The sequence below is a fragment of the Marinobacter goseongensis genome (assembly GCF_023156235.1).
GTDB lineage: Bacteria > Pseudomonadota > Gammaproteobacteria > Pseudomonadales > Oleiphilaceae > Marinobacter > Marinobacter goseongensis.
In genome coordinates this window covers 102,428-114,744 of sequence record NZ_JAKZAI010000013.1, presented here as the reverse complement: position 1 = coordinate 114,744, position 12,317 = coordinate 102,428, and the positions used below count along the sequence as shown (strand labels likewise).

At 59.0% G+C, this 12,317-nt stretch carries 10 protein-coding genes and 1 tRNA gene; 2 read left to right on the top strand and 9 right to left on the bottom strand.

The window, feature by feature from the left end; genetic code table 11:
* Window positions 1–6: 6 nt before the first annotated feature.
* Complete coding sequence (gene uvrB, locus MLC70_RS13240; RefSeq protein ID WP_248184531.1) at window positions 7–2,040, bottom strand: excinuclease ABC subunit UvrB; 2,034 nt, start codon at window positions 2,038–2,040, stop codon at window positions 7–9.
* Between the two features lie 209 nt (window positions 2,041–2,249).
* Here uvrB and MLC70_RS13235 point away from each other — a divergent pair, with 209 nt between their 5' ends.
* The gene (locus MLC70_RS13235; RefSeq protein ID WP_248184496.1) at window positions 2,250–3,434 is read left to right on the top strand and encodes a pyridoxal phosphate-dependent aminotransferase; all 1,185 of its coding nucleotides are present in this window, start codon (window positions 2,250–2,252) and stop codon (window positions 3,432–3,434) included.
* Window positions 3,435–3,504: 70 nt separating this feature from the next.
* Window positions 3,505–3,580, top strand: a tRNA-Asn gene (locus MLC70_RS13230).
* A gap of 135 nt (window positions 3,581–3,715) precedes the next feature.
* Here the strand turns inward: MLC70_RS13230 and pyrF are convergent.
* From pyrF to hisC, 8 genes are all read right to left on the bottom strand, one after another.
* Window positions 3,716–4,426 carry an orotidine-5'-phosphate decarboxylase gene (gene pyrF, locus MLC70_RS13225; RefSeq protein ID WP_248184494.1) on the bottom strand — a complete coding sequence of 237 codons (711 nt, stop codon included), beginning with the start codon at window positions 4,424–4,426 and terminating at the stop codon, window positions 3,716–3,718.
* A gap of 72 nt (window positions 4,427–4,498) precedes the next feature.
* Window positions 4,499–5,668, bottom strand: coding sequence for a lipopolysaccharide assembly protein LapB (lapB, locus tag MLC70_RS13220; RefSeq protein ID WP_248184490.1), 1,170 nt, complete (start codon window positions 5,666–5,668; stop codon window positions 4,499–4,501).
* A complete protein-coding gene (locus MLC70_RS13215) occupies window positions 5,668–5,970 on the bottom strand; it encodes a LapA family protein (RefSeq protein ID WP_248184488.1) in 303 nt (100 codons plus the stop codon). Before MLC70_RS13215 ends, lapB begins: the two co-directional genes overlap by 1 nt.
* A gap of 61 nt (window positions 5,971–6,031) precedes the next feature.
* Entirely contained in the window at window positions 6,032–6,328 is a 297-nt protein-coding gene (locus MLC70_RS13210) for an integration host factor subunit beta (RefSeq protein ID WP_012139425.1), read from the bottom strand.
* A 129-nt stretch (window positions 6,329–6,457) separates the two neighbouring features.
* Window positions 6,458–8,149 (bottom strand): 30S ribosomal protein S1, encoded by a 1,692-nt coding sequence (gene rpsA / locus MLC70_RS13205; protein WP_248184486.1) that lies wholly within the window; start codon window positions 8,147–8,149, stop codon window positions 6,458–6,460.
* A gap of 130 nt (window positions 8,150–8,279) precedes the next feature.
* Entirely contained in the window at window positions 8,280–8,960 is a 681-nt protein-coding gene (gene cmk / locus MLC70_RS13200) for a (d)CMP kinase (protein WP_248184484.1), read from the bottom strand.
* Entirely contained in the window at window positions 8,960–11,188 is a 2,229-nt protein-coding gene (locus MLC70_RS13195) for a bifunctional prephenate dehydrogenase/3-phosphoshikimate 1-carboxyvinyltransferase (protein ID WP_248184482.1), read from the bottom strand. The genes cmk and MLC70_RS13195 overlap by 1 nt, the downstream gene beginning before the upstream one ends.
* The gene (gene hisC / locus MLC70_RS13190) at window positions 11,188–12,315 is read right to left on the bottom strand and encodes a histidinol-phosphate transaminase (protein WP_248184479.1); all 1,128 of its coding nucleotides are present in this window, start codon (window positions 12,313–12,315) and stop codon (window positions 11,188–11,190) included. The genes MLC70_RS13195 and hisC overlap by 1 nt, the downstream gene beginning before the upstream one ends.
* Window positions 12,316–12,317: the final 2 nt, after the last annotated feature.

The window sequence follows — 12,317 nt, the reverse complement described above, 5'->3', positions numbered from 1 at the left end:
CACCGGTCAACCCGTCCGGAGCGCGGCCTCTTTCAGTTCGGCAATGTCATCCCGCAAACGGGCGGCGGTTTCGAAGTCCAGTTCGGAAGCCGCCTTGTACATTTCGTCCTCCAGCCGCGACACTTCCTTGAGCACCTCCTGGGGCGAGCGGTTGCCGGTTCTGGCCCGGTACTGTTCCGCCTCTTCCGCGGCCTTCTGACCCGGCCGTTCCGCCTTGCGACGGCCACGACCACCGCCACCGGCGCCTTCCATGATATCGGCGATCTTCTTGTTGAGGCCCTGGGGTGTGATGCCCTGCTCCAGGTTATGGGCTTCCTGTTTGGTCCGCCGTCGATCGGTCTCGTCGATCGCCCGCTGCATCGAACCGGTGATGCGATCCCCATAGAGAATGGCCTTGCCGTGGATATTCCGCGCGGCGCGACCAATGGTCTGGATCAGCGAACGCTCGGAGCGCAGGAAGCCCTCCTTGTCCGCATCTAGAATGGCCACCAGCGACACTTCCGGCATATCCAGCCCTTCCCGCAGCAGGTTGATGCCGATCAGCACGTCAAATTCGCCTCTGCGCAGATCCCGGATGATCTCCACCCGCTCCACCGTGTCGATGTCAGAATGCAGGTAGCGCACGCGGATATCGTGCTCCATCATAAAGTCGGTCAGATCTTCGGCCATGCGCTTTGTCAGCGTCGTGACCAGTACCCGCTCGTTGACGGCGGTACGAAGGCGAATCTCCGACAGCAGATCGTCCACCTGCGTGGACGCCGGGCGCACCTCGATTTCCGGGTCGAGCAAACCAGTGGGCCGTACCACCTGCTCAACCACCTGCCCCGCGTGCTCGGCCTCATAGTTGCCCGGCGTGGCGGACACGAAAATCATCTGCGGCGCGATGCGCTCCCACTCGTCGAACCGCATCGGCCGGTTATCCAGCGCAGACGGCAAGCGGAAACCATACTCCACCAGGGTTTCCTTGCGCGAGCGGTCGCCTTTGTACATGGCACCGATCTGCGACACCGTCACGTGGGACTCGTCGACCACCAGCAAGGCATTGGGCGGCAGGTAATCAAACAGCGTGGGCGGCGCCTCACCGGGCCGCCGACCCGACAGATAGCGGGAATAGTTCTCGATGCCGTTGCAGTAGCCCAGCTCCAGCATCATCTCGATGTCGTAGCGGGTGCGTTCCTCCAGCCGCTGGGCTTCCACCAGGCGGTTGTTGTCTCGCAATTGCTGCAGGCGGCCATCCAGTTCCACCTTGATGTGTTCCACGGCGTCCAGCACGGTCTGCCTGGGCGTCACATAGTGGGATTTGGGATAAATAGTCACCCGTGGTACCCGGCGCAGGACCTCGCCGGTGAGCGGATCGAAATAGCTCAGATTCTCCACTTCGTCGTCGAACAGCTCGATGCGGATGGCTTCTTTCTCCGATTCCGCCGGAAACACGTCAATCACATCGCCGCGCACACGGTAGTTGGCGCGGTGAAACTCGATGTCGTTGCGGGTGTACTGCAGTTCCGCCAGACGACGCAGGATGTAACGCTGATCGATCTGATCACCACGGTCCAGGTGCAACATCATTTTCAGATAGGACTGGGGGTCGCCCAGACCGTAGATGGACGACACGGTGGCGACGATAATGGCATCCGGCCGCTCCAGCAGGGCCTTGGTGGCCGACAGCCGCATCTGCTCAATGTGTTCGTTGATGGACGCGTCTTTCTCGATGAACGTGTCCGACGACGGCACATACGCTTCCGGCTGGTAATAGTCGTAGTAGGAAACAAAGTATTCGACGGCATTGTCCGGGAAGAACTCGCGGAATTCACCGTAAAGCTGCGCGGCCAGCGTCTTGTTGTGGGCCATGATGATGGTGGGCCGCTGTACCTGCTGGATGACATTGGCGACGGTGAAGGTCTTACCCGAGCCCGTTACCCCCAACAGCGTCTGATGGGCAAGGCCAGACTGGATACCATCCACCAGGCCCGCAATGGCCTTGGGCTGATCGCCGGCCGGCTGGAAGGGTGAATCGACCTTGAACGCACCGTCTTTCATCAGGGCGCCGGTTTCTGAAGTGGCCATAAGCGGCGGACAACCTCCGGTGAAGGATTCGGAATTTGAATCATGGCAGTTTACAGAGAAATTTATCGTTACGCTGGCTTCATGGTACCATCACTGCGATCGACGGCTGGGTGACAAACAGCCAGCAGCGCTGGCACCCGGCGGTCGCAGCCCTATCAGACGCAGCTTTAAGGAGCGCAAGTTTGGACCTTCAACTTTCCAGCCGAGTACAGGCAATCAAGCCCTCTCCCACCCTCGCTGTTACCAATAAAGCAGCCGAACTGCGCGCTGCAGGCCAGGACATTATCGGCCTGGGTGCCGGCGAACCGGACTTCGATACCCCCCAGCACATCAAACAGGCAGCCATCGAGGCCATTAACAACGGCCAGACCAAATACACTGCCGTGGATGGTACGCCCGCTCTGAAGAAGGCGATCATTGCGAAGTTCAAGCGAGACAACGGCCTGGAATATGAAGCCAACCAGATTCTGGTAAGCAGTGGTGGCAAACAGAGCTTTTTCAACCTTGCCCTGGCGACCCTCAACCAGGGTGACGAAGCTATTATTCCGGCGCCCTACTGGGTTTCCTACCCGGACATGGTGCTGGTCGCCGAGGGTAAACCGGTGATCATCGAAACCACCGCGGACACCCGCTTCAAGATTACGCCGGAACAGCTGGAAAACGCCATCACCGAGCGCACCCGTCTGTTCGTGATCAATAGCCCGTCCAACCCCAGCGGCATGGCCTACACCCTGGAAGAGCTGCGGGCGATTGGCGAAGTACTGAAGAAGCACCCGAACATCATGATCGCCACGGATGACATGTACGAGCCAATCCTGTGGACCGGCAAGCCGTTCTGCAACATCCTCAACGCGACGCCGGAACTGTACGACCGCACCTTCGTGCTGAACGGTGTGTCCAAGGCCTACTCCATGACAGGCTGGCGTATCGGTTATGCGGCGGGCCCGGCGAAAATCATCGGCGCCATGAAGAAGATCCAGTCCCAGAGCACCTCCAACCCGGCCTCTATTTCCCAGGCCGCGGCTCAGGCTGCCCTGGAAGGGTCACAAGATTGCGTGGGCGAGATGGTCAAAGCCTTCAAGGAGCGCCACGACTGGCTGGTAGAAGCGCTGAACAACCTACCCGGCGTGGAGTGCCTGAACGGCGACGGCACTTTCTATGTTTTCCCGAGCTTCCAGGGTGCTATTGATGCCGACAGCAGCGTTAGCAACGATGTGGAATTTGCCGAGAAGTTGCTGACCGAGGCCGGTGTGGCGCTGGTTCCGGGCTCAGCCTTCGGCTCTCCGGGCCACATGCGCTTGAGCTTTGCCACCAGCATGGACAACCTGGAAAAGGCGATCGAACGGCTGCAGAAAGCCCTCGGCTAAAAAGTTTTTGCCAGGGGTTGACGGGGCGGTATAGCCAACTTAATATACGCGCCTCGTCACACGACGACGTTCCCCGATAGCTCAGTTGGTAGAGCAACGGACTGTTAATCCGTTTGTCCCTGGTTCGAGCCCAGGTCGGGGAGCCACTATTTTGAAAGCCCGCTAATTCTTTGAGTTAGCGGGTTTTTTCGTTTTTGGCCGTCATGGTTTGTGTTCTTGCCGTGATGAGTCATCGCAGCTTTGGTTCTGCCCTAGCCTGTAGACAGGGGTCTCAACAAAAGTCAGAGACCGACAACCTCAGTGTGGATAGCCTCCAGCGCAGCCAGCGGATCCACCGCCTGGGTAATCGGCCGGCCAATAACAAGGTAATCAGATCCGGCCCTCAGGGCATCCGAGGGGGTCATAATTCGCTGCTGGTCGCCTTTGTCGGCGGTCAGCGGGCGGATACCCGGGGTGATCAGTCTGAAGTCGGCGCCCTGCTCCGCTTTCAGCTTCGGGGCTTCCTGGGCGGAGCAAACCACGCCGTCGAGGCCGCAGTTTCTGGTCAGGGTTGCCAGGCGGGAGACGTGAGCTTCCGGGCTGTCGGTGATACCGATGCCGGCCAGGTCCGCAGCGGACATGCTGGTCAGCACGGTGACGGCGATGAGTAACGGGCGGTCGGCGCCGAAGGCTTCCAGACGCTCGCGGCAGGCAACCATCATGTTCTGACCGCCGGATGCGTGCACGTTCACCATCCAGACTCCCAGATCTGCTGCGGCCGCGACGGCCGCAGAGGTGGTATTGGGGATGTCGTGAAATTTCAGATCGAGAAAAACGTCGAACCCACGATCCTGAAAACTGCGTACCAATGCCGGGCCGGAACGGGTAAACAGCTCTTTGCCGACTTTCAGGCGACATTTGGCCGGGTCCAGTTGATCCACCAGCGCCAACGCAGGATTCTCTGAGGGAAAATCGAGGGCGACGATGATCTTCGGGTCATGTTTGCTTTGCACAGTCAGGTCCTGGGGGCAATCGGTGAAAGGGATCGGAAACATCGGTACCCCATAGTGTACCGCAACTCGGTGTTATTCGGCTTCAACACCCTGAATGGGCCGCACGGTTTCCCATTGTTTGCAGCTCGGGCACAGCCAGTGTAACTGCCGACCCGAAAAGCCGCAGCTGACACAGCGATAGACGGGGCGGTTAGCGAGAATGAGATGGCCAATGCGGCTGACCAGACGACCCTCGTCCGTAGTCATGCCCTTCTCATAGCCGGCCATCTCTACCAGACGCAAAAGCCCCCGAACACTGGGGCGCACCTCCAGTTCCAGCCGCAGCAGCTCAATGGCCGCCGGGCGACCGGAGGCGCGCTCCACAGACTCCACCAGCGCCAACAACAGGCTGGTGCTCGGCCAGGTTTCATAGAGCTTCCGCAGTTTCTTCACCAACCTGCCAATGTCGCCGTGCTCATGCTCCAGCTTCATCAACCGGTCTACCGCCTCAGAACCGAACTCCGGATTCTGATCGAATACCTTGAAGCTCTGGCCCGCAGCCTCTCTGAAGTTGCCCTGACGGATTTGCAACTTCATGAGGATAAAGGTGGCACGCACACAGGAACGGTCGAATTCCAAGGCTTCTTTCGCGAGTTTCTGGGCGCCCCAGCGATCGTCCTTCTTGAACGCTTCGTCAGCAATCTCGCAGGTAATGTAAGCCAGCATCTTCAGTACCGCCGGATCGGTCTGGCCGTTGGTCAGGGTCTGGGCCACCTGCGCGGCCTTGCCCCACTCTTTCTCCTGCTGGTACAACTCGATCAGCTGCAGAGAGGCCTTACGGCCGTATTCACGATCCCCCATCAACTCATGAAGCAACGCTTCGGCACGATCCAGCAGGCCGGCGTTAAGGTAATCCAGCGCCAGTTCAAAGGTAACTTGCGGCGAAAAGCGAGGCGGCAGCTCAGGACGGGCTAGCAGGTTCTGGTGAATTAGGATGGCACGGTCAGTTTCGCCCTTATGGCGAAAATGGGCACCGATGGAAAGATGAAGGCTGACGGTATCGCGGTTAACCGCCAGAGACTGGACAAAATTCTCGACGGCCTGATCGGAGTAATTGGTAAACAGGAACTGCAGGCGATCTCTTACCGAGTCTTCATCGGCAATGACCTTTTTCGAGCCCCGCGAAGAATTACTGAGGCGCCCGGCAAACCAACCGGCCGCGACAGCCACGGTCAGGAGTAGCCATTGAAGCACTATGTCCATTAAAGCGTCCGGTCGTTCTCGGCCCTGGATTTCTCCAATGCCTGCTCCGCGCGGGTAAGCCGCTTCTGCAGGTTTCGACGGGAGACGGAAGTTCGGAAGGTGGCGAGCATTGTGATCAAAACACCAATCAGCGCGCCCACCACAAAAGACAGAATGATCCAGACTGCAACACCATGGGGCTGGGTCTCGAACACCAGAAAGTTCAGTGCCACCGCCATCTGGTTATTGAGAGAGAAGACCAGCGCCACCAGGACAAGCAATAAAACCAACAGAATAATGAGAACTTTCTGCAACCCTGCCATTGCTGTAATGCTCCCCCAGGGGGTGTGGCCCCCGATCAGTGTTCGTTCCCTGAAAAGGCGATCAAAAACCTTTTTTCAGGCTGTCATTCACCTGTTCGCGCAATTCTTTGCCCGGCTTGAAGTGCGGTACAAACTTGGCGGGCAACTGGACTGCCTCGCCGGTTTTCGGGTTCCGGCCGGTTCTCGCTGCCCGGTGGTGCAGGGAAAAACTGCCGAATCCGCGTATCTCGATCCGCTGGCCATTGGACAGGGATTGAGACATATGTTCAATAATCGTTTTTACAGCCAGTTCCACATCTTTCACGGAGAGCTGTGTCTGCTTGGACGCAATCAGCTCAACCAGTTCGGACTTCGTCATGAGGCTTATCCCTCTTCTTTATTATTGGACAGCCGGTTACCAGCTCCATGACCCTAGTTTAGCCAAACCAGAAAAAAACACAAAAAAAACGGGCTCTTAGAGCCCGTTTTTTTCATACCAACAAGAAACTCAGTCTTTGTTGGCGTTTTGCTGCTGCATCTGCTCCTTGATGAGATCACCGATGGTGGTCGCACCAGAAGATTCTGCGGTCTTGCTGCGCACGTTCTCAAGCGCCTGCTTGTCGTCTTCAACGTCTTTGGACTTCACAGACAGGTTGATCACGCGGTTCTTGCGATCGATACTGATAATCTTCGCTTCAACTTCTTCGCCTTCCTTCAGCGCGTTGCGTGCGTCTTCAACACGGTCACGGCTGATTTCGGAAGCCTTCAGAACGGCTTCGACTTCGTCGTTCAGAGCGATGGTAGCTGCCTTCGCGTCAACAGCGGACACGGTGCCCTTGACGATGGAGCCCTTGTCGTTCAGCTGAACAAACTCGGCGAACGGATCGCTTTCCAGCTGCTTGATGCCCAGGGAGATGCGCTCACGCTCCGGGTCAACAGACAGGATAACGGTTTCAACTTCGTCGCCCTTCTTGTATTCACGAACGGCTTCTTCGCCAGTCTCGTTCCAGCTGATGTCAGACAGATGAACCAGGCCGTCGATGCCACCGTCCAGACCGATGAAGATACCGAAGTCAGTGATTGACTTGATCTTGCCGGAAATGCGGTCGCCTTTGTTGAAGTTGCCGGAGAAGTCTTCCCACGGGTTGGATACACACTGCTTGATACCCAGAGAGATACGACGACGCTCTTCGTCGATATCCAGAATCATCACGCCCACTTCGTCGCCAACCTGAACGACTTTGGAGGGGTGGATGTTCTTGTTGGTCCAGTCCATTTCGGATACGTGAACCAGACCTTCAACACCTTCTTCCAGCTCAGCAAAGCAACCGTAGTCGGTCAGGTTGGTTACACGTGCGGTAACCTTGCTGCCTTCCGGGTAACGACCCTTGATATCGACCCAGGGATCTTCGCCCAGCTGCTTCAGGCCCAGAGATACGCGGTTACGCTCGCGGTCAAACTTGAGGACCTTCACATTGATTTCGTCGCCCACATTCACGATTTCGCTCGGATGCTTGATGCGCTTCCAGGCCATGTCGGTAATGTGCAGCAGGCCGTCAACACCGCCCAGATCTACGAACGCGCCGTAGTCGGTCAGATTCTTGACGATACCCTTGATTTCCAGACCTTCAGTCAGGGTTTCCAGCAGAGCTTCACGCTCGGCACTGTTTTCAGCTTCCAGAACGGCGCGGCGGGAAACAACCACGTTGTTACGCTTCTGGTCCAGCTTGATAACCTTGAATTCCAGCTCCTTGTTCTCCAGGTGCGCGGTGTCGCGAACCGGACGAACGTCTACCAGAGAGCCTGGCAGGAAGGCACGGATGCCAGCCAGATCGACAGTGAAGCCGCCCTTGACCTTGCCGTTGATAATGCCCTTGACCACTTCTTCAGCTTCGAAGGACTTCTCGAGTACCTTCCAGGCTTCAGCACGCTTGGCCTTTTCACGGGACAGACGGGTTTCACCGAAACCGTCTTCAACAGCGTCGAGAGCTACATCGACAACGTCGCCAATAGCAACTTCCAACTCGCCTTTTTCGTTAAGAAACTGGGAGGCGGGGATAACGCCTTCGGACTTCAGTCCGGCGTTAACGGTGACCCAGTCGTTGTCGACGTCAACTACGGTTCCCTGGACGATGGAACCCGGTTGCATGTCAATTTCTTTTAGGCTTTCTTCAAAAAGATCCGCAAAGCTCTCGCTCATTATGTGTCCTATATGATCAACGCAAGTGTGCTCCGTGCTACCAGCAACACGGTCTGTTAGTAGTTTCCGGAAGCAGCCTGGGGCTGGCAGGTAACGCTACATCCGGCATTTCAACGACAAAAAGGTGCAGTCAGGCCTGACCTGCAGCGGCCATACACCTGTCTAACACCTCTTCTATACTCAAACCCGTGGAATCAATGACTTGCGCATCATCCGCTGGCTTGAGCGGGGCTGCGGAACGGTTCATATCTCGTTCATCGCGAACCCGTATCTCTTCTAAAAGCATGTCAATGTTAACATCGACCCCCGCGTCCTTCAACTGGCTGTAGCGTCGGCGCGCCCTTTCCTCGGCACTGGCGGTCAGGAAAATCTTTACCGGGGCATCGGGAAACACCACTGTGCCCATGTCCCGGCCGTCCGCCACCAGGCCGGGCGACTGGCGAAAATCTCGCTGCCGCTGCAACAGGGCGTCGCGCACCGGCTGTATCACGGCGACCCGGGAGGCGTTGTCACCGGTGGCTTCAGTGCGGACTTCCGCGGTGACGTCTTCACCGGACAGAATCACCCGCACCGGCTCACCCGGCCCGGTCGGCTCGAACGCCACATCCAGGCTGGCAGCCACCTTCACCAGGCCGGCCTCATCATCCAGGGCTACGCCCTGTCGCATTGCCGCAAGTGCCGTAAGACGATACAGCGCTCCGCTGTCCAGCAGGTGCCAACCCAGACGTTTGGCCAACATCTGGGTCACCGTGCCCTTTCCGGAACCGCCGGGGCCGTCTACGGTAATGACCGGTGCCATAGTGGAGGACATCACTCCCCTCCTTCGGCGTGGATCCGGATACCGGTCTGGCGGGCGAGATCCACAAAACCGGGGAACGATGTCGCTACGTTCGCGCAGTCCGTCACTTCGATGTCACCGGCCGCTCGCAGCGAGGCCACGGCAAAGGACATGGCAATACGGTGGTCGCCATGGCTGTCCAGCTTCCCGCCACCAATGGTCTGGCCGCCTTCGATAACGATGCCGTCCGACGTCACTGTGGTTTTCACGCCCAGCGCTGCCAGGCCATCGGCCATGACCTGAATACGATCGCTCTCCTTCACCCGCAGTTCTTCGGCACCGCGCAATACGGTTTTGCCCTGCGCGCAGACCGCGGCAATAAACAACACCGGGAATTCGTCAATCGCCAGCGGCACCTGGTCTTCCGGAATATCGATGCCCTTCAGCTGTGCGGAACGCACGGTCAGATCGGCCACCGGCTCACCGCCGATTTCGCGCTCGTCGCGCACTTCGATATCGGCACCCATCAATCGGAGAATGTTGATCACCCCGACCCGGGTCGGATTCATGCCAACGTGTCGCAGCGTCAGCTCGGAGCCCGGCGCAATGCTGCCGGCCACCAGGAAAAACGCAGCAGAGGATATATCAGCGGGCACATCGATGGCCGTGGCGGTCAGTGTGCCGCCGCCGGACACACTGGCTGTGGCGTTATCACGATGGACGTGATACCCGAAACCGGCCAGCATGCGCTCGGTATGATCGCGGGTCGGCGCCGGCTCGGTGACCGAGGTGACACCCTCTGCGTACAGGCCCGCCAGCAAAAGACAGGATTTGACCTGCGCCGAAGCCACCGGCATCTCATAGTGAATGCCGCTCAGCTGCTGACCACCGCGGATTTTCATCGGCGGGCGACCGCCGTCGGCGGTATTGATGACTGCCCCCATCGCACGCAGCGGATCCGCAACACGCCCCATGGGGCGCTTGGACAGGCTGCTGTCACCGGTCAGCTCGGAATCGAACGGCTGTGCCGCGAGCAGGCCCGCAAACAACCGCATCGCGGTGCCGGAATTGCCCAGATACAATGGGCCGCGGGGCGCCTGCAAGCCGTTCAGACCGACGCCGTGGATGCGCACGAAGCCGTCGTCCGGGCCCTCGATGGTAACGCCCATGTCGCGAAATGCCTGCAGCGTGGCGAGGCTGTCCTCGCCTTCCAGAAACCCCTTCACTTCGGTGAGACCGTCCGCCAGAGCGCCCAGCATGATGGAACGGTGGGAAATCGATTTGTCACCGGGCACCCGGATATCACCGGTCATACTGCCGCCGGGCTGGAGACGGAACGTTACCTGTTTCTGACTGTTGTTTGTCACGTAAGCCTGTCCTGAGAGCATTTTCGAAAAGTGTTCCCGCGCCGCCTTGGCGCGACTGAAAACCCGGAGCAGCGTGGCACTGTCCTGATCGGCGATGGCCGTGCGGAGCTGGTCCAGATCGTGGGTGAAATGGTCAATTACCCGTAAAACCGCGTCCCGGTTGGACAGAAAAATATCGTGCCACATCACCGGATCACTGGCGGCAATGCGGGTAAAATCGCGAAAGCCGCCGGCCGCGTAGCGGAAAATATCGAGATTCTCGTCCTCGCCGGCCAGCGTGTCCACCAGCGAGAAGGCAATCAGATGCGGCAGGTGACTGGTGGCTGCCAGCACTTCGTCGTGATAGGCCACCGACATGGTCAGGACCGTGGCGCCACAGCCCTCCCACAGGGCCTTCAGGCGGGCCAGGCCGGCCGCATCCACATCATCCGCGGGCGTCAGGATCACCTTGTGATTGGCGAACAATTCCGGATTGGCGGCCCGAATGCCGCTCTTCTCGGAACCGGCAATGGGGTGCCCGGGAATCACCCGGGGTGACAGCGTTCCAAACACCGCCTGCACATCCTGCACGAAGCTGGTTTTCGTGCTGCCCACATCGGTCAGCACAGCGTCCGCCGACAGATGGGGCTTGATGGCCTCAAGCACTGCGCGCGTGGCACGAACCGGCACCGCCAGAACCACCAGATCACTGCCGGTTACCGCGTCGGCAATGGAGCCCACCGCCTCGTCAACAACCCCCAGCTCAACGCCCAGGGACAGTTCGTCTTCACGCTTGTCCGTGCCGACGACCATCTCTGCCAGGCCATTCATACGGACCGCTTTCGCCAGCGAGCCGCCAATCAGCCCGAGGCCGATCACCGCAACCCGCTTGAACGATGACTCGCCGGTTGCCACTAGGCTGCCCCCTGCCCCGAGCGGCCCAGAGCTTTGCCCAGGGCATCCAGAAGTTTCGCATTCTCGTGCGTGAGGCCAATGGACACCCGTAGGTGCCGGGGCATGCCATAGCCCGCAACGGGACGCACGATCACGCCCTGCTCCAGCAGGGCTTGGTAGATACCCACGGCATCGTCACCGACATCAACGGCAATAAAGTTGCCAGCCGAGGGAATAAAGTCCAGATCCAGCGCCCGGAAACCCTCTTCCAACTGCGCCATACCGGCGGCATTCACCTCGCAGGAGCGTTGCAGATAGGACTCATCACCCAGTACGGCGGTGGCGGCTGCCAATGCGACGGTGTCGACATTGAAAGGCTGACGCACCCAATTAAGGATGTCCGCAATGGCCGCCGAGCTGATGCTGTACCCCACACGCAAGGCCGCCAGCCCCCAGGCCTTGGAGAAGGTGCGACAAACAATCAGATTCGGGAACCGGGACAGCAACTGCACGCCATCCGCATAACTTTCACCCTGAAGGTACTCACAGTAGGCTTCGTCCAGCACCACCAGAACCTGTGGGGGAATCTTTGCCAGGAAGTCCAGAATGGCGGCGGCACCGTGAACGGTGCCGGTAGGATTGTTGGGGTTGGCAACAAACACCAGCCGGGTGCGATCCGTAACCGCCGCCGCCATGGCATCCAGATCGTGGCCCCAGTCTTTCGCCGGCACCGGCACGCCACGGGCACCAATGGCCTGCGTCACCAGCGGATACACCGCGAAGGCGTATTGGGAGAAAATCACTTCCGATTCCGCATCGGCAAAGCAGCGGGTGATCACCTCGAGGATGTCGTTGGAGCCGTTGCCAAGGGTAATCTGCGACATGCCCACGCCGAAACGCTCAGCCAGCGCCTGCTTCAGATCAAAGCCGTTGCCGTCCGGGTAGAGACAAAGCTCGCTCAGTGCCTCACGCGCCGCCGCCAGAGCCCGCTCACTGGGGCCGAGGGGATTTTCGTTACTGGCCAGCTTGACGATATCGTCGGGATTCAGACCTAACTCTCGCGCCAGCTCTGCGATGGGCTTGCCGGGCTGATACGGTGACAGCGCCTGAACACCCCTGACCGCTAGACTCTGGTAATCAATCGTCATCA